We start from the raw sequence: 20,888 nt of genomic DNA on the forward strand, positions 1-20,888 counted from the left end.
TTAAGAATCAAGAAGGGTGCATTTCACTTTTACAGTCAGGGAATGTTTGCCGCCCCGGTAGACACCCTGGAGCGGGCTGAGATCCGAATAATCCCGTCCTGTTCCGACACGGATGTGATTCTCCAAAGCTTCCACGTTATTGGTCGGATCAAGACCGCACCAGCCGATCCCCGGTACCATCACCTCGACCCAGGCATGAGTAGCCGAATCCCCGATCAGGGCAGAATCTTCCCCAACGTAGAGATAACCGCTCACATAACGAGCCGGGATCAGGTGAGCCCTCAGAATCCCGAGCATGATGTGTGTGAAATCCTGACAAACGCCTGTTTTCATCGGAAATGCTTCGTGCGCCTTCGTATTCACAGTCGTCACGTTACCCTGATACGTAAAACGGTCGTGAATGTACCGCATCACATCGAGGGAGAACTGCACCGGATTCAGGTTATCCCCGATCTCCCTGACCACTTCATCAATCTGATCACGGAACATATACGTGTACGGGGTGTCGTTTAAATAAGCAAGATAGTGTTTACGAAAGAGATCGGAATGATAAATATTCCGCATCTCGGGCGAATACTGCATCATCCGAATAAACGGGCTTCGCTGAATACTCACGACCGAGGTGGTTTTTACCTCGAGATGTTCATGGACTTCGGGTATAAAAAAGGTTTCCACCGTGTTTCCCCAAAGATCGCCGTGTTCTTTCGTTAATGATGACGGATTGATCTCGGAACGATAGGAAAGAAGCCGTTGGCACTCATCAGTTCTCGGCTTCAGGCGTATGTGGTTCATACTCTGATCCACAGGCGTCTCGTAATGGAATTCGTTAATATGCTCAATGCGGTATTTCATACCCGTCTTCCCCTCTCAAGTCTGATGCTGGCTCATAGTGGCAGCCGGCTCCGGCTCCACGAGATAGTAGGTTTTGGAGAAAATTGCCCCAATTTCGTTGCAGTAGTTCTGGAACTGGTCGAGGAATTCGCCAAGTTCTTCCATTTTAAGATCGTTGATTATGACGTCGTCAAATTCAATTTTCACCCGCTCGAGAGCATCAAACAGCTCTTCGGAATAATGGGAGACCTTTCCGCCTTCAATTTCCTTTACCGTATCCCATACGTGATTCACGCAGTAACTGATTGAGCGCGGGAACGTCGGGTCGGAAATCAGGAACTGCAGAACGGATCTTGCGGTAATCGCAGGCGGATTCTTTTTCAGGTAGGCATCGTGCCCGTTCACGAACTGAAGGGCCGCCAGCCAGTAATAGTAATGATGGTCCGCGTTATCATTCTCTGCTTCACGCATGGATTTTTCACACATAACGTTTAAAATGCGGGCTGTTTTCTCCGCACGCTCAAGCCATTTGCCGATCTGAATAAAGGCATACGTCTCGTCTCTCATCATAGAGGATTCAATTACACCCTGGGATGTAAAGGACGCGAGTTTAATTTGTCTGAGGAGTTGGTCCACCTCTTTCAGATTCCAATATTGCCGGTCTACATCGATACTATTCCAGTAGCATTCATTTAAGCACTCCCACAGCTCATGGGGAATAATTTCACGAGTGGACTTGGCATTATAGCGGGCGTTGCTGATGCAGTTGGACAGGGAATTCAGGTTGTTTTCCTGAAACGCAAGGTACTGCACAATCGTATCGGGATGAAAAGTGGAATATTCCTTCTCATAATCTGCAAAGGAAGAACAGATTTCAATAACTTCTTCCCAGTCCCGTTCCGCTATCGCATCCGAATCGGATGCTTCGAGCATATTAATCAGTCTGGCGCTGAGTACGCGGGAATTGTTCTCGGCCCGCTCGATATTTCTCGCCATCCAGTAAAGAGAATCAGCTACACGGCTTAACATGGTTCCTCACCTCTTTTTCTCAGTACCCATGTGTCTTTTCCGCCGCCGCCCTGTGAAGAGTTGACCACAAGGGATCCTTCCTTCAGCGCGACACGGGAAAGGCCTCCGGGAAGTACTCTGTGTTCTTTTCCACCCATCACGTACACCCGGAGATCCACGTGGCACGGATAGAAACGGTTTTTCTGAAATGCCGGTGCTCGTGAGAGTCTGATGGTCGGCTGGGCAATGTACTGATGCGGTTCCTGGATAATTTTTTCCCGGAACAATTCGATCTCCGCCTGCGTGGCGTGGGGACCAATCAGCATATCATAGCCGCCTGATGAACCAACGTTTTTCACAACAAGCTTTTCAAGGTTTTCAAGTACGTATTCCCTTGCTTCCTTATCACGGAGGAAGTACGTTTCCACGTTTTTAATGAGCGGCTCTTCCTTCAGATAATACCTGATCATGTCAGGGACATAGGCATACATCGCCTTATCATCAGCCACACCGTTGCCGATGCCGTTCAGAACGGCGACATTGCCTTTCCGGTAGGCTCTCAGAAGACCGGGCACACCGAGAAGGGACTCGGGATTAAAGGCTTCAGGATCAAGAAATTCATCATCAATTCTGCGGTAAATAATATCCACCCGTTGAAGGCCTCGGATCGTCTTCATATATACCACATCGTCTTTTACAATCAGATCACGTCCCTCAACGAGTTCGATGCCCATTTGCTGTGCAAGAAAAACGTGATCGTAATAGGCAGAGTTGTATATACCAGGTGTCAGAAGGATCGCAGTCGGGTTTTCCTTCGCTTTACTGTTGACGGGTACGTGGCTTTTTAATGCCTCATGGAGATGGGAAAGCTGGTGTTCGAGCGTACAGATTTCATGACTGTTGAAAAATTCAGGAAATACACGGCGCATGACAAACCGGTTCTGGAAAACGTAGGACATGCCGGACGGATTGCGCAGATTATCTTCAAGAACGCGGTATTCCCCGTTTTCATCACGGATCAGATCAATCCCGGCCAGGAAAATGTGATTCTTGTGCGGGATCTCAAGGCCTGACGCCTGCTCCCTGTAGTAATACGGGTTCTCCTCGATCAAATCGGAAGGAATAATCCCATCCTTGACGATCTGCTGGCCGTCGTAAATATCCTCCAGGAAAAGGTTGAGGGCTTTTACACGCTGCTTCATCCCCTTTTCAATCTTTTCCCACTGTTTGGGCGGAATAATGACAGGGATAAAATCAAACGGCATCGTCCGCTCCGTGCCGGTCTTATCGCTGTAAACCGTGAAAGTAATGCCCTGTCTTAAAAAACTGAGCTGTGCGGTTTCATTTTTTTCGTGCAGATCCTCGACTGAAAATTGATTCAGAATCGAATGAAACTGCTGGTAATGTGACTTCGGGTGACCATTTTCCTTCATCATCTCATCGTAAAACGCTTTAGCATCGTATTGCTTTAGCACCCCGTCCATCTCCTCCCGGTAAACGTATTGGTAATCCATGCCGGAAAAGACCTGTCTCCGGCAATATGTAAACAACCGGTAACCGGCTGTTTCACTTCCTTTTTCCCTCTTCAAAAGAGTTTTACACCAGTATTCGCCATTTAATGAAAGAAATTGAACGACAGCTTCCGTCTGCATTCTGCATAAAACAGGCTTATTCCTACTTATTCGCCCTGCCCCCCGCTTTTTCCTCTACCCATATATTTACACATCAGCTGAAAATGAGATAAAAGGAGGTTCTGATTACAAATCCGGTGATGAGAAGACCGGTGATCAGCCCCGGAGCCGCTGTCTCTCCTCCGTAACTTCGGAATTCTCCCAGATACATCACCCGGTCAACTTCTTCTGCATGCCGAAAACGAAAAGCATTGGCTGCAAGAACGGCCGCAAGAAGAAAGATGCTCAGGATCGGCAGAAAAAGCAGATCCTGGTTTCCAAAGGTGAGAGTAGTTCCAGTAATGAGAGCGTATAAGGCAAATAACGATCCGCCGATCAGATTTCCCTTCGCTTCCCCCTTCCGCATCCGTTCCCACCTTGCTCCCAGTTTCTTCTGCTCGTGGCGGATTAGTTTCCGCTTGTAGGGAATCCGCTTTTCCAGAAAAGTGATCTTGCCTCTGAATCGAAGCGCTCCATGAATCATAAACCCCAGTGCAGCGATCATAAAAACAATGCTCATCTGAACAGGTACGAAGAAAATGACGGTCATCAGCGCTCCCCCTGTTACGGCCGTAAAGATATTCAGCACGATAAATTCTATCTTTCTGAGCCTTCTGAGTTCTTTCCACTCCATTCTCCGCACCTTCTTTCGCTAATTTCCACACCTATCCATTTAACTTCCTGAAAAATACATGTTTCAAACCGAACAGGATACGTTAATGGTTATAGAAGTGGAATGTAAAAAGGAGGAAATAACATGGATGAACGACTGCCCCGGTTCCCCGAACCATTATGGCGCATTGGAGTAAAGGAGGGAGTGCAATTCCCTCCATTATCTGAAGACATTACCTGTGATGTCACTGTTGTGGGCGGCGGTATTGCCGGTATTACGACTGCTTACGTGCTTCAGAAGGAAGGCTTTGACGTTGTGCTGCTTGAAGCCGGCCGGCTTCTCAACGGCACGACCGGCCATACGACTGCCAAAATCACCTCTCAGCACGGCCTGATCTATGACGAATACATTCAGCACTTCGGAGAGGAAAAAGCCCGTCAGTATTATGAGGCCAATGAAGAAGGCCTTCGCATGATCGAGTCATTTATAAATGAACTTGGGGTGGACTGCGGATTCAGCCGTCAGGATGCTTTGGTCTGGACGGACAATGAGAAAAAACTGAAGGCGCTGCGAAAAGAGAACGAGGCTTACAAAAAGCTCGGTATTAACGGAGGCCTGGTTGATGAAAAGCGGATGCCGTTCCCATGCGCTGGTGCAATTGTGATCCGGGACCAGGCTCAGTTTAATCCTGTACCCTACCTTCAGGCTATGTCAGAGCGATTTACCGAGCTTGGCGGACGGATTTTTGAAAACACCACCGCAAACGGCGTTGACACTGGTGACCGTCCGAAAGTTAACACACGAAGCGGCTACGGGTCTGTATCCCGTTATGTGGTTGCTGCTTCCCATTTTCCGTTTTATGACGGAAACGGGCTTTATTTTGCCCGCATGCATGCAGAACGGTCTTACTCCCTTGCGGTTCGGACGTCAAAGACGATCGCGGAAGGTATGTATATAAATGCCGATGATCCGAAACGGACGATCCGTTCAGCCTCTATGGGGGATGAAACCATCATGATCGTTGGCGGGGAGAAACATAAAACCGGGCAGGGCATTGATACATCCAGGCACTACGAAGCCCTTTCAGCTTACAGCCTTGAAATGTTTCCCGACAGTGAAATCCTGTACCGCTGGGCTTCCCACGACTGGATAACGATTGACCGCATGCCCTATATCGGTCCGGTAACAGAGAAGAAAAGCAACATCTTTGCAGCGACCGGCTTTCATAAATGGGGTATGACCAACGGGACGATTGCAGCCCGCGTGATTCGGGATGCGATTCAGGAGAAAGATCATCCCTACCGTGAACTGTTTACTCCTCACCGCCTGAAAGCCGATCCGTCCTTTAAGGAGTTCGTGAAAGAAAACGCGAATGTGGCAAAAGAGCTGATTAAAGGAAAAGTGGAGCTTACAGGAAGGGACCCTGAGGATCTGGAAAATGACCAGGGCGCAGTTGTGCGGGTAAACGGCAAGCGTGCAGGTGCCTACCGTGATACAGAGGGCTGCCTTCACATCGTGGATACGACGTGCACCCACCTCGGCTGCGAGGTGGAATGGAACGACGGGGACCGGACGTGGGACTGCCCGTGCCACGCCTCCCGATTTGACGTAGACGGCACTGTCGTGGAAGGGCCTGCAAGCGAGCCGCTGACAAAGATTGAGCCTTAACCGGCCGATTAAATGTCCTGCATAAGTAAAAAGGCCCTCTCATTTGAGGGCCTTTAGTTTTTTGCTGTATTCTGCATCAGGTCGTGTATTTTGTCTTTTCACGACTTAACTCCATTAAAACTCTGAGTTAAGTAGTAAATCATGCTTTTTTAAGACTTAACTCTTTCATAACACTGCGTTAGGTCGTGAAATCTCCTTTTTTGCGACTTAACTCCATCAAAACTCTGCGTTAGGTCGTAATTGCTCACTCCAGCCTCGTGTGAAACTCATAATACGTGAAACATCCTCACGTTCCCGGCCGTAAAAGAACTGATCACTTTTTACAGGAGGCTTCCAGCAGTGAAAAAGAAACGAAAAGATCCAACTCGTGCAGCCGCAGACGGCGCAAAGGCCGATCTTGCCATTTTTATTCTGGAAATTCTGCTGTACGTTCCCCGCCTTGCCGGCCGATTCATCAGAAATCTTTAAAAAACTATTTGTTCTTATCCGCCAGCGGCTTGGGATCGTAGCTTGTTCCTGTCGCATCGGTCAGGTCACTGATCGCCTGCCAGAGATGAGGATAAAATTCAAACTTGGCTCCACGTTCAAGCATCTGGGCAGGAACCCCTTTGAGGCTTTTCGTATTGAGACCGATCATCCGGCGTACGAGCTGGATGTGCTGGTGCCGGAACGACTGGAAGCATTCATCAAAACGTGTGAGCGTCTGCATCAGCTGAAATAGAGCAAAGTAACTGCTTTTATTTTCATGCAGCTCCAGCAGTGAGAGATTCTCCTTTTTGATCAGCGCTTCGAACGGCTCCCACAGTGTCGGACCAAGACGGAGGATTTCGTTAAATCCAGGAGAGTCCTGGCCGCTGCCCCGTCCGAGAGCGAGGCGGATCGTATGATAATCTCTCGGGCTGATGACCTTTACCATGTCAAAAACGGCCGGAAGATGCTCAAGGTGCATGTTAACCCGGTTCAGTTTTTCCACTGCCCGTTCCACTCCACCTTCACGCATGTACGTATCCGCCTGATGAATGTATTGGATAATCAGCTTAAAATGCAGCTCGGAAATCTGATGTATCACCTGAAACGTCATTTCCTCATCACAGCTGGCCTCGTCCTCTGTCACCTGCAGTGCCAGCAGTTCGTCCGTATTGATGTATTTCTCGTAATCTGTCTTCGCCATGATTCAACAACCCCTTCGTCAAATGTAAGCGCATTCAATCTGTCTCCTGTCCAGTTTACTAGATTAACCCCGGCGTTGCCACACCGTTTTGCTGACGAAGCCTCTGACAAGGCCTTCCCGGCAAAAAAATAGTGCCCGGCCCCTCCTGTGAGGTTCCGGGCACAAAATGATTATCCCCCGATATAGGACATCTCAATTTTAGGGCCGTTATTCTTTGCCCGGACCGTTTCCTCTGTCCGTTCGTCGGAGTAACGGTCGTGGCGGTTTTTCCAGATACCGGACAGATGCTCGTATAAATCCCGCTCGCCGATGCCGTCACGGATCAGGCCTCGGATATCCTCGCCCTTCGTGGCAAACAGGCACGTAAACAGCTTTCCGTCGGCAGACAGCCTTGCTCTTGTGCAACTGGAGCAGAATGAGTCGGAAACGGAGGAAATAACACCAATTTCTCCTTCTCCATCAGTGTAGGCGTAGCGGTCCGCCACTTCGCCGTAGTAGTTGGCACGGACCGGCTCAACCGGAAACTCGCCGCTGATTTCACTGACGATCTCTTTTTTGGGAACCACACTGTCAAAATTCCAGCCGTTCGTGTTGCCAACATCCATAAATTCAATAAATCTGAGAATGACACCTGAGCCTTTAAAGTAACGGGCCATCGGTACAATCTGTGACTCATTGGCGTCTTTTTTCACTACCATATTCACCTTCACACTGAGGCCGGCTTTTTCTGCCCGGGCGATGCCTTTGAGCACCGGCTTAACTGGGACATTCCGGCCGTTCATTTTCCGGAATACCCGGTCTTCGATCGCATCGAGGCTCACATTTACCCTATCAAGGCCGGCTTTTTTCAGAGCCTCGGCATGCTTGACCAGAAAAACGCCGTTGGTTGTGAGTGCCACATCCTTAATTCCTGCAATCTCCTTGAGTCTTTTGACCAGTTCCGGAAGATTGTTCCGCAGAAGAGGCTCTCCTCCTGTAATCCGGATCTTTTCAACACCGAGTCCGGCAAACTGACGTGCCAGACGGACAATTTCATCAAAAGAAAGGAGTTCGTCCTCTTTCATAAACGGATAGTCAGGACCGAAAATTTCTGCCGGCATACAGTAGGAACACCTGAAATTACACTGGTCTGTCACTGAAATCCGCAGATCCTTTAATGGACGAAACAATGCGTCGTACGCCTGCTGTTCCTGCTTTTTCACACGATCACTCCTTTCTTTTCTTTTCCCTCTTCCATGCGGGTTTCAATCCTGTTTCACACGCTCATGGTGGGCATAAACGTTAAACCGGCTGCCCCTGACAAAGCCGATGGCCGTAATGCCGAGATCCTCCGCAAGCTCTATGGCGAGGGACGTAGGCGCGGACTTCGAAAGCAGAATTCCGCAGCCGATCTTGGACACTTTCAGAAGCACTTCCGACGATATTCTGCCGCTGAAAGCAATAATTTTGTCTTTCATACCGATCCGGTTTACAAGACCGTGTCCGTAAATTTTATCAAGAGCGTTGTGACGGCCGATATCCGACCTGGACACAAGCACCTCATCGGCTGAGCAGAGGGCCGTGTTGTGAAGGCCGCCGGTTTTCTGAAAGTCGGACGAGCCCTCCTGCATTTTTTTCATCAGGCCGATGCACTGCTCAGGTGTCACGGTGAGGGAGGTGGTAATTGTCTTGGCTGTTTTCATGTCATTGTGAAAATAGAACTGACGGCTTTTGCCGCAGCACGAGCCGATTACCCGTTTTGTTCCAAAGTCGGCAGATGAGATTTTTTTATTCTTAAGCGTTACATAAGCAAAGCCTTTGCTCTTGTCCACCGATAGGGAGTCGATATCTGCCGGGAGACGAATCAGCCCCTCTGAAGCGAGAAAACCGATCACCATATCTTCCAAGTGTGCCGGCGTGCAGACCATGGTGGCAAATTCCTCACCGTTTACGTGGACCGTGAGGGCTGCTTCGGTTGCCACCAGATCCTCTGTTTCTCTGAATCCGTCATTTTCGAAAGTGAGAATCGGCTGTTTTTTCATCACCTGGTCCATTGGCTGACTCCTTTGCGTGTTGGTTTATTAAATCGAATATATACATTTCCTTTACTATGCTTCTGCAATGCTTCGCCGAACGACATCCGCTCGCTTTCCGCTGCGGTGCCGGCGAGCCTCCGCGGCCGCTGCCTTTCGGGGTCTCGCCTGGACCCCACTGCCGCAGGAGTCTCGCTCCTGTTGTCAGCTGTGCATAAAAACAGATAACTTGCCTGAAGTAATCATTTTTACTGATGAAAGGTATACTCTAACTGATCTCTGTTTCCAGTTCATCGATGCGCCGCTCTACGTACTTTGTATCTTTTTTCGCGTGGAAGGTTTCAGCCTTTTCCACGACCACGGCAGTGTTGTATTCCGGAATTCCGGCGTACTGCTCGTAAACGCCTTTCGGAATAAGAACGTTTCCTTCCGGCCAGTATACCTGGATATTGCCTTTCTTCGTAGCGTCGATTTTCGCCCGGCCGTGATAAACGCCGAACTTATTATACGCTACGATGGCTTCTCCTTCTTTGATGTTCAGCTCACGGCAGTCTTCCTCGTTGAGAAGAATATCAAAACGGTCCGCTTCATTGTTCGGGTCCGTATCTTTATAAATCATGGAATTGAACTGTTTTCCTCGGCGGGTCGTCACATAGAAATGACCCTCCGGTTTTCTCAGCTCCGGCAGTTCAATCGGCAGCAGATTTCCCCGGCCGTCTTCGGTCGGACAGATGCCATCTTCAAGCAGCCAGGCACCGCCCCACTGAAATACATCCCCTTTTTCCTTAAGGTGCTGGATGCCGTCGTACATCGGATGGGCTTTCGCAATTTCCTCACGGATTTGATCAGCCGTCTGAAAATCGATCAGTTCACTCTTATACGGCTTGATTCGTTTAGCCAGGTCCACGTAGATCTCCCACTCGGCCCGGGCTTCTTCAATCCGGGGGCCTTTTATTTCAGGAGAAAAGTAGACCATCCGCTCCGTGGAAGTGGAGGTCCCGCCGCCTTTTTGTTCATACCGGGTGGCTGCCGGCAGGACAATGACTTCCTCCCTGGCATCTACAAGGGTTGATGTGTTCAGGATAATATCCTGGTGCACACGGATGTCGACATTCTCCAGGCACTGACGGACAAAATCCGGATCCGGCATCGTTTCAAGGAAGTTTCCGCCGGACGTATAGAAGACTTTGAGTTTCCGCTCATGATCTTCAGGAAGCATGGCGTTTTCAAGGGAAACACCGACGATATCCCCCTGCCATTTCGGTATATCAAACTTCCAGAGCTTCTGAATCCGCTTCCGGTTCGGTTCATCAAAGTCGCCGCCTGGAAGAACAAACGGATCAGCCCCCATTTCTCCTGATCCCTGTACGCCGGAGTGGCCGCGGATCGGCATGACCCCGCAGTGCTCCCGTCCGATAAATCCCCTGAGCATGGCAAGGTTGGCTACCTGGGAAATGTTATCAGTCCCAAACCGGTGCTGGGTCAGTCCCATGGACCAGACGAACACGCCGCTTTTCGACTTGGCGAGCAGCTGGGCAAATTCGAGCATCCGCTCCTTCGACAGTCCTGATGATTTCACGATCGGATCCCATTCCTGGGCCTCTACATGGGCTTTCAGCTGTTTGAATCCGTTTGTGTGCTCATCGACGAAGCTGCGGTCGATGGCAGATCCGGGCGCCTGCCTCTCCATGTCAAACCAGTGCTTCATGACACCGTTCATAAAGGCGATATCGCCGCCGATGTTTACCTGGTACACGTCATCTGCCAGCTTCGTCCCGAACAGGGCGCTGTCAGGGACCGATGGAATCCAGTAGTGATCCATAGACGGCTCCCGGTAAGGGTTGATCATAATGATTTTTGTGCCCTTCCGCTTTGCTGCATACATATATTTGGTCGAAACCGGCTGGTTGTTCGATGCGACCGAGCCCCAGAAAATAAGGACGTCGGATCCGATCCAGTCCTGATAGTTGCAGCTCGATGCGCCGATCCCGAGAGAACGCTTGAGCGCCGTTTTACTCGGGGAGTGACAGATCCGCGAGGCATTGTCGATATTATTAGTTCCGATAAACCGGGCTGCTTTTGCCGCTGCATAATAGGATTCATTTGTAATCCCCCGTGCAGTCAGGAAAAAGCTCAGCTGTTTCGGGTCAATTGTTTTAATTTTACCGGCAATCCGGCCCATGGCGTCGTCCCATGTAATTCTCGTAAACTTCTTTTCCCCGGGCTTACGGGACAGGGGATAAGGAATGCGGCCCAGTTCACGGAGCTCCGAGCTGTTCATTTTTTTCAGCTCATCCACGTCCTGAAACAGAACATCGTCTTTAATGGCCGGCATCGTATTTAAGCGCAGTACATTGAGACGGGTCGTACAGATGTGCGGACCGCTCAATGTCTGGTCGTAAAGACCGGAAACCCCGAGAGCGCATCCGTCACAGACACCCTGTGTCAGAATGCGGGTGGCGTACGGCAGGTTGTCTTTGTTCTCCCAGACGACTTTCGCTGTATCACGAATATGCTTCGGTTTCACTTTTCCCAGTCCGAACGGGACCATGCTCACCCAATGTTTAGGATCGGGTTTTTTAGGCAGCTTCATCGGTCCCTGATGTTTTGTTTTCCCCATGTGGCATCACCTTTCTTTTCCGGCTGAGGGACGCTGTTTCCGTTTGTGCGCCAAGATGCGGAAGTTTCCGCCAGCCGTCATTATAATTGTAAACGCATTCATAAATTTCAGGGCCGGATCCCCGGGTTTACCGGCTTTATCTGCCGGATCCGAATTTCTTTTCCAGATCTTCATCAAAAATAAAAATACTCATCCCGAAGTCCTTCTCAATATCAATGTCCACATACAAATCAAGAAACACGGCACCAAGATATTCTTCCATCTCCACAGGACGGTTGTTCCGGTACATATCCTTTACCATCTCCGTTCTTGCGGCACGGACCATCTGTTTACCTTCCGAGGCGTTGGCAATGAATTTCTCAACGGGAGACAGGTTTCCCTCCATTTCCGAAATAGCCCAGTTCCGGCAGAACGTTGTCCGGATTTCCCTAGGACCTTTTCCCATATGGCGCTTCCGGAAAGCCCTTACAAGATTACTAAACTCTGCTTCGTGTTTGTTCATGTCCGCATCCTTCTAACTATCTTTTATTTTCTGCTTTTATTATAACACCTTCTAAGCGGCGGGACGGACTACCCGGCATGGACGCCTTTGGCTTTTTCCGCTTTTACCCTGTCCTCCGCCTTCTCCTCTTCCGCGTTTTTCTTTTCCAGCTTGCGAATATCGACCCGGATCACAAGGGAAATGATAAACGCGATTACAAACATACCTGAAAAATAAATCAGACTGTTTGAGTAGCTTCCTGTCGTGTCATACATCCACGCTGCAAAGAGCGGGCCTGCAAGCCCTGCAGCGGCCCATGCAGTCAGAATATAACCGTGGATGGCTCCAAGCTGCTTCGTCCCGAACATATCCCCGATATATGCCGGAATGGAAGCAAATCCTCCTCCGTAGCATGTATAAATAATCATCAGCATGATCTGAAACGGTACAGCTGCAGTGGTGAACGGCAGAAGGGCGAAAAGGACAGCCTGAATGACGAAGAATGCCGTGTACGTATTCGGCCGGCCGATATAATCGGAAATTGAAGCCCAGCCGAGCCGCCCGATACCGTTAAACACACCAAGGATCCCGACGAGTGCCGCCGCCTGGGTTGCCGACATGCCGACACTTTCCTGCGCCAGCGGACTTGTAGCTGAAAGAATAGCAATTCCGCAGGTCACATTAATAAAAAGCATGAGCCACAGATAGTAGAATCGTGGTGTTTTGATTGCCTCATTTGCCCGAAGCTGGGCAAGGTCTTTCTTGATTTTGACTTTTCCACTGTCGACTTTCTCCTTAAATCCTTCCGGCATCCATCCCTCCGGGGGACGTTCGAGGTAAAGCGACGAGAGAAACATCACCACAAAATAGACGGAACCAAGAATAAAAAAGGTATTGGCTATACCGACACTGTTAATGAGCGCGTCCATCACCGGACTGCTGATGGCCGCGGCAAAACCGAAGCCCATAATCGCCAGTCCTGTAGCTAGACCACGGCGGTCCGGAAACCACTTTACGAGCGTGGAAACAGGGGCGATGTAACCGACCCCGAGTCCGATCCCGCCAAGAACCCCAAAGGACAGGTAAAGCAGGATGAGTGAACCGGTATTAACGGCAATCCCTGAGACGAATACCCCAATCCCAAAACAAAATGCGGCAAGCAGACCGGCTTTTTTAGGTCCGTATTTTTCAACAAAGTGACCTAGAAACGCTGCTGAGAGACCGAGAAACAAAATGGCAATACTGAACGTCATTTGAACCTGACTGGATGACCAGCCGAACTGTTCCATCAATGGATTCGTGAAAACACTCCAGGCGTACACGGCTCCGATTGAAATGTGAATCCCGACTGCCGAAAGTGCAATAAGCCAGCGGTTTTTCAATTTCTTCTGCTCTTTCCCCAAGTTGAAAACCCTCCTCTTAAAATACAGATAATGTTTTATGTGATAAAACATGCAGTCCATTATCCTGGTGAACGCACGCCGGCTGGCCGGGCCGGAGGCGATGTCTATGGTGAGGGTACTGCATTTGATACTGCACGAAAAAATGAATGTAAGGCGGCACCGGGGAAAATCTCTGGGAGGAGAAAAAATTCTTTCCCCGGGTACCGCAGAAACATAAAACCACCGCCCCGTTCCGAGGGCATAAATCCCCCTTGAACGAGACGGTGGCTGTTTCAACAGGATCGCTATTGAACCGCTGACCACATACGTCTGCGTGGTAATGAACGCCGATCTGACCGGTAGGCAGGAACGCTGCTCCGACACCAGAAACGGTAGTCACTGTGGCATAATTTGTAACAAAATGTTCACATTTGATATGTTAAACCTTAAAACATAAAAGCGCTTACGTCAAGGTAACATTTTCCATATATGGCCCGCAGACTGCATCTCCAATTTCCTTTGCGGTGCTTTAGTCCTGCATAGGATCCCGGACTAATTTTTAATCCCCGTTCTGTCATCTATATGTAATATGGTAATTTGCCGCAAATTGTTTACAAGGACAGAATTCAGGAAATGGAATGGTATTCTGATACAAGGAGTGATTCCATTTGAACGATGCAACGAACAGCCTCCGATCAGCTCTAAACTCGCTGATTGAGGCCATCCCTAATGTTATTGTCGCCCTGCTGCTTCTGCTTCTCGCTTTTATTATCGCAACTGTGATAAGAGGTATTATTGTAAAAGGCTTTACCAAACTCGGTGCCGACCGCGGTCTCGTAAAAGCCCGCGTGGCTTCAAATGAAGCACAGGGGAAGGAAATCCTGAAATCGATCGGAAGCGTCGTTTATTTCCTGATTTTTATCCTTTTCCTTCCAAGCATCCTCGACGCACTGAATATGCAATCTGTTGCACAGCCAATCACAAACATGGTCGAGCAGTTTCTGGCATTTCTTCCTAATGTATTTGCTGCCGCTCTTATTCTTGTTATTGGTTTCTTCATTGCTCGCCTCGTGCGCAATCTTATCCAGAATCTTCTTACGAGCCTGAAGATCGATCACTGGTTCGACCGCCTCGGTCATAGAAGAAAAACGGAAACAGCCACAGAGCCTGGACAAAGATCCGAGCCTGCGGTAAATAAGCATACTCTTGCGAGCGTGCTTGCCAATGTTGCTTTCGTTGTGATCCTGATTCCGATCATTACCGTTGCCCTTGAGGCCCTTAATATCGAGACAGTATCAGAACCAGTGACCAACGTACTTAATACGGTTCTTCTCATGATCCCGAACGTATTTGTAGCAATTATTCTGGTACTGGTCGGGTATTATCTGGCTACGTTTATTTCTCAGCTTCTTACCGGGCTGCTTCACCGTACCGGAATCAATTCTGTGTATGATTTTGTCGGAATTGACCAGCCGGAAAACAGCCGGTTTGATCTGGCAGCGATTATCGGCCAGGTGGTAAAAGTTTTAATCGTACTGTTCTTCACTGTTGAAGCACTGAATGTGCTCCAGCTTAATGTGCTCAATCAGATCGGTAATGCCATTATCGTTTATCTGCCGCTTCTGATCAGCGCACTTCTCATCCTCGGCCTTGCCTACCTTGGAGGTACACTGCTGCAGGGTGTCATTCGTAAATATACGAAGAGCTCGTTTTCAGGGGCGATCGTAAAATATATCATCATTACATTTGCAGTCTTCATGGCGCTTGACCAGCTTGGTTTTGCTACGACGATTGTAAACATCGGCTTCCTTCTCATCCTTGGCGGTCTCAGCGTAGCCTTTGCCATTTCCTTCGGGATTGGCGGCCGCGAATTCGCCAAGCGCAACCTTGAGAAATTTGAGCGTAAAATCCAGCGCGACACTGGAGGCCCGGGTAATGGTCCTGGCGGTCCCGGAAACGGACCTGGCAATGGACTAGGTGGTCCTTCCGGCCCGACAAATAACCCTCCTGGCGGACCACGCGTATAATACAAATGATAGAAAAAAGACCGGCAGCCGTTTCCAGCGGCTAGCCGGTTTTTTTTATATATATTGCGCAATGACACTTGCAGGCATCGCCATGGAAAGCGAACGGCGGGCGTGCAGCGAAGCTTATGCACTGCACATTTCAAGAGCAGCTTCCGCTTATTTCTTTCGAATAAATAGCACTTTCAGGTAGTCACCTTCCGGAAAAGCAGGGTGAACGGTAAAATCCTCGGGAAGGGAATGTTCTTCAATCAGTTTGTATTTCCCGCCAGTCTCACTGAAAGCCTGTTCAATAAAACCTTTAAACTTTTTCATTGGCACTTTTGCCGCGTTCGTCGAAGCCACAATGACACCATCGTCTTCTGTTACTGTGATCGCCTGCTTCAGCAGAGCCGTGTAGTCCTTTTCCGCACTGAATGTCTTCTTTTTTGAACGGGCAAAACTCGGCGGGTCAAGTACAACAGTATCAAAGGCGAGTCCCTTCTTTACTGCGTAGTTAAAGTAGTCAAACACGTCCTGGACGACAATATTATGTGCCTCGTAATCAAGACCGTTTACGCTGAACTGCTCGATCGTCTTTTCGTAACTCCGATTGGCCAGATCCACACTTGTCGTATGGGCTGCACCGCCGGCTGCTGCAAACACAGAAAAAGCGCCTGTATATGAAAACGTATTAAGCACCGTGCGCCCCTCAGAATAATGGTCTCTGATCGACCGGCGGACATGCCGCTGGTCAAGAAAGACGCCAGTCATGGCACCTTCGTTCAGGTAAACCGCAAAAGTCAGACCGTTTTCTTTCACAAGAATCGGAAAGCTGCCCCGTTCTCCTGTAACGAAATCGTCATCATCAATATACTTGCCGCCTGATCTAAACCGCTTCTTCTCGTATATACCTTTAAATGACGTGACGCTTTCCAGTGCCGCTATGACTGTCTCTTTAAACGTATACATCCCTTCACTGTACCACTGAAGGAGAAGGTATCCGTCATAGTTGTCGATCGTCAGACCGCCGATCCCGTCGCCTTCACCGTTGAACATCCTGAACGCCGTTGTATCAGGGTCCTGAAAGAGCCCCGCACGTTTCTGGAAGGCAAGGTCAAACCGGTTCTCAAAAAAAGCCTGATCAATCCTCTCATCCTTATTTTGTGTAAGAACCCAGCCGTAGCCTTTATTCTGCCGACCGTAATAGCCTCTGCCGGCAAAGCTTCCTTTTTCGTCTTTCAGATATAGAATCGTGCCTTCTTCATTCAGTTTATTCGTACTCGCAAGCGCTTCTTTGAAAATAAGCGGATAGCCGCCTTTATACTTCCCGGCAAACTTCTGCCTGATCGTTACGTGTGTTTCATTCATGTTCTCATCCTCGTTTCTCTTTCAGCTCTCTCCATTTTTTCACGAAAAGCTCGTAAAAACAAATCGCGCTTTTCGCAAATTTCGCTGCTGACAACAGTCATTTTTGATGCAAGTGGGCGTTTTCTGCGCAAATCGCTTCAGCCTCCCCGTAAAAACCTGAAAAGGGAGAAGCCTGCCGGCCCCTCCCCGTCTTCTATCTTTATTTTTAAACCGTTGTACGAGGCTCTGATGCCGTTTTAAGACTGCCTGCCTCTCTGTAGCGGTATTTAAAGAACAGTGTCTGACAAATCAAGAGCATCCCGCTTACCGACCAGTACAGCGGCAGGGCAGCAGCAACATTGAACGAAAACACTGCCATAATCACCGGAGTGAAGTAGCCGAGCACCGCCATCTGTTTCTGTTGCTGATCCGGCATGCCGGAAAGGGATACCTTAAACTGAATCAGGTATACAGCGCCGGCCACAAATGGCAGAATCATATCCGTCTGGCCGAGATTAAACCAGAGGAAGCTGTGCTGGGCAATTTCCGGCGTCCGCATGATCGCGTAGTAAAAGCCGATCATGATCGGAAACTGGATGAGCATCGGCAGACAGCCCATGGATGCGATCGGATTGAAATTATGCGCCTTGTACAGGGCGATCATCTCGGTCTGCATTTTTTTCTGGGTTTCCGGGTCTTTTTTCCCTTTATACTTTTCCTTAATGGCGTCCATAGCCGGCTGGATATGGGTCATTTTTTCCCTGGCCGTCTGCTGGGATTTATACTGTTTCATCATCAGCGGCATAAGCGCCAGGCGAATGAGAAACGTCATAAATACCAGGGAGAGACCGTAATTTCCGGCGAACATGCCGGCAAAAAATTTAATCAGAAACGAGAACGGCCACACCACGTAATGGTTAAATACGCCGGTCGTACTCGCGTCGATAGGTTCAGTGGATACTCCGCAGCCTCCAAGAAACACCAGTAGCAGCAGAGCCGGTAAGAGCAGATACGGACGATAGGTAAACACAGATGTTTTTTCCATAGATATCCTCCTCGCTTTCATTCATCTTTTCCAACGAGAAGGAAAAATAATCCGTATCATCTTCCGGTGCGTCTTTTCTTTTCATCATCCGCGTGAGCCAGCTCTGCCGTTCTTCTTTAAAAGCGGACGGACCTTCGGGAAGCTCTCGCCCGGCCGTACCGTCTGCCAGCCGTCTGCCGGCTGTATAACGGCTTCTGATCACAAGTTCCTGCGCCGTGACACTGATCAGGTGGGCACCTGCGACGGCAACGTAAATACTCAGTGATAAGAGAATCGGCACCAGTTCGTGATAATGTTCAAAAAACATCTGTGTTCACCTCCTTTATATGCTCGTCCTTGTTCTGATTCCATCATCGGTTAAATACCAGGTAAAGTCAAAAGCAGGTTTTGCCAGACGGTGTCAGTCTGTCGACAGAATTTGATTTATTTCAGTGCCTTTTTTTCCGTGGGGAATGTTCTTTATTCCTGCGGTTCGATGGTTTCTGATTTCTGTTCCCTCTGCTCTGATTACGGGACGATGGCCTCCCCGGTTCCCTTTTACGGTCGGAATTTTTCTGGTCTGCCTGTAGCGGTTCGTCTGCATTTACTTCGCACGATATTCTTTTTAACGGAAAGCCGATTCCCCGTTCAATTTGTTCCAGATGCATGCGGTCCTTCGGTGCGGCAAAGGTGATGGCAAGACCGTCCTTGCCCGCTCTGCCGGTCCGGCCGATCCGGTGTACATAGCTTTCTGTGTCGTGTGGAATATCGTAATTGTAGACGTGGGTGACCCCTTCCACATCAAGCCCACGCGCAGCCACATCGGTAGCCACTAAGAACTGAACTTTCATTTCCCGGAATCTTTTCATTACTTTTTCCCGCTTCGCCTGGCTCAGATCTCCGTGAAGTTCGTCCGCATTGTACCCGAATGCTTTGAGCTCATCACTCAGTTTTGCTGTGCGCCTTTTTGTACGGCAAAAGATAATCGCCAGAAACGGCTGGTGCTGATCGAGCATCTTTCTGAGCGATGCCTGTTTGCGCCGGTCCGTCGTTTCCACGACCACCTGTTCTATTTCTTCCACTGTTATCCGGCGTGCGTCCACTTTTATGTGGGCTGCCTTTTTCATATACTGCTTTGAAAGAGTGCGGATTTCCTGTGGCATCGTAGCGGAAAACAGCATCATCTGCCTGTCTGCCGGCGTCTGGGTAATCACGTCCTCCACTTCGTTTAAAAAGCCCATATGAAGCATCTGATCAGCTTCGTCGAGAACGAGCATACGGACACGGTCCAGATCAATAGTGCCCCTTCTGAGGTGATCAAGAAGCCTCCCCGGAGTGGCCACTACCAGATGAGCACCACGGCCGAGGCGGTGAAGCTGTTTTTCAATGTCCTGTCCGCCATAAACCGCGAGTGTTTTAATCTCGCTGCCCTGAACGGACGAAATGTCGTTTGTTATCTGAACAGCCAATTCCCGTGTCGGCGCCAGGATCAGTCCCTGCACTTCATCTGAAGAGGTATCGATCCGCTCAAGCATCGGCAGCACAAACGCAAGCGTCTTGCCTGTACCGGTCTGGGACTGGACGACTGCGTTTTCTCCCCGGTTTAAAACGGGAATAACCTGCTCCTGCACCGGGGTCGGTTCTGTAATCCCTGCTTTTTCAAGTTTTGACACGAGTTGTCCGTCTATGCCAAGCTGCGTAAATCCATTCACTGTTTCATCCTCCATTGTGCCATTCTGCACATCTATTCACTCTTAAACGATCCGAAAACGCCTGGCGCTTTCAGCCTTTTACTCGTCTATTTCCTGTTTTCCCGGTTCCGTTCATCCATAACATCATATATTCCGGCAAGGTCATTTGGGGCTTTGCCGGAGTGACTGAAGAGTATATGCTCAAATCCCCTTCTGGAGATTCGAGATTGTGTTCCTCCTCACACAACTTCTCTTCTCAGTATACCAGCCTTCTTAGCAGAACACCCGGTTTCATGATAAAATACGAACGTAGAGAAGGGTCTAACCCTTGATCCTCAAGTAAACGGTTCTTTCTGGAGCCGTATGATGCCCGACTAAAGGAGATAAGATATGAACGGTCAAAACCGCAGCCGGATCAGACCCGGCCAGAAAGTCAGGATTGTCCTGAAAAAAGATCAACGCACCGGAACGCTTACAGATGGCGTTGTAAAGGATCTGCTCACAAAATCAGCCACTCATCCTCACGGCATAAAAGTCCGTCTGCAGGACGGCCAGGTCGGAAGAGTAAAAGAAATTATAGAAGATGAAACAGACGGAGAGGCTTAACCCTTTCCGTTTTTTCTGTTTTTTTGTGCCTTCTGCGTTCCTTTTACTGATTACGTCACCGGCTTTTTGCTTTCATGTCTGGGCCTGGAAACAAAGGTATTATCCCTGATCCAGTAACGCCACGGATACTCTCTTGCCTCCCCGGTATTATGGATGCCGATCCGCGGTCCCGCAGCCACCTCGGACGTCGGTATTTCCCTGCCTGTACATATATAAAGTGGTCGTTCGTAAAAAACACCGCCGTAAACCTCTCTTGTGATGCCCATCGCCTTGGTTAACTTGCCCGGCCCGCTCGTGAGTTCACGCACCGGCCTTCCTTTACCGCGCCGCTTTTCCATCAGTTCCACCCCAGCCAAAGGCTCAACAGCACGGATTAAAACCGCCTCCGGAACTTCAGCCTGCCCGCTGACAACATTCAGAAGGCAGTGGGTGTGCATCACATAGGTATAAATTTTTCCCGGAACGTCAAACATGACCTCCGTCCGTTTCGTTCTGCGGTTCTGATAACTGTGTGCAGCCCGGTCCCCAGGGCCGATATAGGCCTCCGTTTCCACAATCATGCCTGCAGTCGATCCTGACGGTGTTTCATGGACGAGTGTTTTACCGAGGAGCGCCTGCGCGAGTTCAAGCGTCGGCTGTCTGTAAAATTCACGCGGAAGCATATGGCCTTTCATAGCGTCCTCCCCCCTTCTCTAATCTCCTTGGATTTTACCTGCAAAGTCCTTTTTCAGCAATTCCTCCTCAGACAATCAATATTT

Annotated in this window: 19 protein-coding genes; 4 read left to right on the forward strand and 15 right to left on the reverse strand. The window is 49.4% G+C overall.

Features of this window, described 5'->3' with window-relative positions; genetic code table 11:
• From CR205_RS20610 to CR205_RS17700, 4 genes are all read right to left on the reverse strand, one after another.
• A complete protein-coding gene (locus CR205_RS20610) occupies nt 1-852 on the reverse strand; it encodes a transglutaminase family protein (protein WP_236634882.1) in 852 nt (283 codons plus the stop codon).
• A gap of 15 nt (nt 853-867) precedes the next feature.
• Entirely contained in the window at nt 868-1,860 is a 993-nt protein-coding gene (locus CR205_RS20615) for an alpha-E domain-containing protein (RefSeq protein ID WP_236634883.1), read from the reverse strand.
• Nucleotides 1,854-3,353, reverse strand: a complete 1,500-nt coding sequence (locus CR205_RS17695; RefSeq protein ID WP_407923580.1) for a circularly permuted type 2 ATP-grasp protein — start codon at nt 3,351-3,353, stop codon at nt 1,854-1,856. The genes CR205_RS20615 and CR205_RS17695 overlap by 7 nt, the downstream gene beginning before the upstream one ends.
• A 211-nt stretch (nt 3,354-3,564) precedes the next feature.
• On the reverse strand, nt 3,565-4,143 hold the full coding sequence (locus tag CR205_RS17700; RefSeq protein WP_110521465.1) for a hypothetical protein: 579 nt from the start codon (nt 4,141-4,143) through the stop codon (nt 3,565-3,567).
• 123 nt (nt 4,144-4,266) lie between these two features.
• Between CR205_RS17700 and CR205_RS17705 the strand changes: the two genes are divergently transcribed.
• On the forward strand, nt 4,267-5,790 hold the full coding sequence (locus CR205_RS17705; RefSeq protein WP_110521466.1) for an FAD-dependent oxidoreductase: 1,524 nt from the start codon (nt 4,267-4,269) through the stop codon (nt 5,788-5,790).
• A gap of 339 nt (nt 5,791-6,129) precedes the next feature.
• Nucleotides 6,130-6,258 (forward strand): hypothetical protein, encoded by a 129-nt coding sequence (locus CR205_RS20755; RefSeq protein ID WP_268877432.1) that lies wholly within the window; start codon nt 6,130-6,132, stop codon nt 6,256-6,258.
• A 4-nt stretch (nt 6,259-6,262) separates the two neighbouring features.
• Here CR205_RS20755 and CR205_RS17710 read toward each other — a convergent pair whose 3' ends face one another.
• The 6 genes from CR205_RS17710 to CR205_RS17735 all read right to left on the reverse strand — a co-directional run bounded on the left by CR205_RS17710 (nt 6,263) and on the right by CR205_RS17735 (nt 13,456).
• A complete protein-coding gene (locus CR205_RS17710; RefSeq protein WP_110521467.1) occupies nt 6,263-6,961 on the reverse strand; it encodes a tryptophan 2,3-dioxygenase family protein in 699 nt (232 codons plus the stop codon).
• Between the two features lie 170 nt (nt 6,962-7,131).
• Nucleotides 7,132-8,163 (reverse strand): GTP 3',8-cyclase MoaA, encoded by a 1,032-nt coding sequence (gene moaA, locus CR205_RS17715; protein ID WP_110521468.1) that lies wholly within the window; start codon nt 8,161-8,163, stop codon nt 7,132-7,134.
• A 42-nt stretch (nt 8,164-8,205) separates the two neighbouring features.
• Nucleotides 8,206-8,994 (reverse strand): formate dehydrogenase accessory sulfurtransferase FdhD, encoded by a 789-nt coding sequence (gene fdhD, locus CR205_RS17720; protein WP_110521469.1) that lies wholly within the window; start codon nt 8,992-8,994, stop codon nt 8,206-8,208.
• A 247-nt stretch (nt 8,995-9,241) separates the two neighbouring features.
• Nucleotides 9,242-11,593, reverse strand: a complete 2,352-nt coding sequence (locus tag CR205_RS17725; protein WP_110521470.1) for an FdhF/YdeP family oxidoreductase — start codon at nt 11,591-11,593, stop codon at nt 9,242-9,244.
• A 136-nt stretch (nt 11,594-11,729) separates the two neighbouring features.
• Entirely contained in the window at nt 11,730-12,095 is a 366-nt protein-coding gene (locus CR205_RS17730) for a DUF2294 domain-containing protein (protein ID WP_110521471.1), read from the reverse strand.
• A gap of 68 nt (nt 12,096-12,163) precedes the next feature.
• A complete protein-coding gene (locus CR205_RS17735) occupies nt 12,164-13,456 on the reverse strand; it encodes an L-lactate MFS transporter (protein ID WP_201745418.1) in 1,293 nt (430 codons plus the stop codon).
• Between the two features lie 668 nt (nt 13,457-14,124).
• Between CR205_RS17735 and CR205_RS17740 the strand changes: the two genes are divergently transcribed.
• Nucleotides 14,125-15,483 carry a mechanosensitive ion channel gene (locus CR205_RS17740; RefSeq protein ID WP_110521473.1) on the forward strand — a complete coding sequence of 453 codons (1,359 nt, stop codon included), beginning with the start codon at nt 14,125-14,127 and terminating at the stop codon, nt 15,481-15,483.
• 156 nt (nt 15,484-15,639) lie between these two features.
• On the opposite strand, the gene CR205_RS17745 is transcribed toward CR205_RS17740, so the two are convergent.
• From CR205_RS17745 to CR205_RS17760, 4 genes are all read right to left on the reverse strand, one after another.
• Complete coding sequence (locus CR205_RS17745) at nt 15,640-16,830, reverse strand: class I SAM-dependent rRNA methyltransferase (RefSeq protein ID WP_110521474.1); 1,191 nt, start codon at nt 16,828-16,830, stop codon at nt 15,640-15,642.
• 205 nt (nt 16,831-17,035) lie between these two features.
• Nucleotides 17,036-17,854 carry a membrane protein insertase YidC gene (yidC, locus tag CR205_RS17750; RefSeq protein WP_110521475.1) on the reverse strand — a complete coding sequence of 273 codons (819 nt, stop codon included), beginning with the start codon at nt 17,852-17,854 and terminating at the stop codon, nt 17,036-17,038.
• Nucleotides 17,760-18,161, reverse strand: coding sequence for a hypothetical protein (locus CR205_RS17755; RefSeq protein ID WP_110521476.1), 402 nt, complete (start codon nt 18,159-18,161; stop codon nt 17,760-17,762). The genes yidC and CR205_RS17755 overlap by 95 nt, the downstream gene beginning before the upstream one ends.
• A 121-nt stretch (nt 18,162-18,282) precedes the next feature.
• Nucleotides 18,283-19,545 carry a DEAD/DEAH box helicase gene (locus tag CR205_RS17760; RefSeq protein WP_236634884.1) on the reverse strand — a complete coding sequence of 421 codons (1,263 nt, stop codon included), beginning with the start codon at nt 19,543-19,545 and terminating at the stop codon, nt 18,283-18,285.
• Between the two features lie 369 nt (nt 19,546-19,914).
• On the opposite strand from CR205_RS17760, the gene CR205_RS17765 reads away from it, so the two are divergent.
• Nucleotides 19,915-20,130 (forward strand): YwbE family protein, encoded by a 216-nt coding sequence (locus CR205_RS17765; RefSeq protein ID WP_110521477.1) that lies wholly within the window; start codon nt 19,915-19,917, stop codon nt 20,128-20,130.
• Nucleotides 20,131-20,180: 50 nt separating this feature from the next.
• Here the strand turns inward: CR205_RS17765 and CR205_RS17770 are convergent, their stop codons facing one another.
• Complete coding sequence (locus CR205_RS17770) at nt 20,181-20,804, reverse strand: DNA-3-methyladenine glycosylase (protein WP_110521478.1); 624 nt, start codon at nt 20,802-20,804, stop codon at nt 20,181-20,183.
• Nucleotides 20,805-20,888 lie beyond the last annotated feature (84 nt).

This window comes from Alteribacter lacisalsi (assembly GCF_003226345.1).
Lineage (GTDB): Bacteria > Bacillota > Bacilli > Bacillales > Salisediminibacteriaceae > Alteribacter > Alteribacter lacisalsi.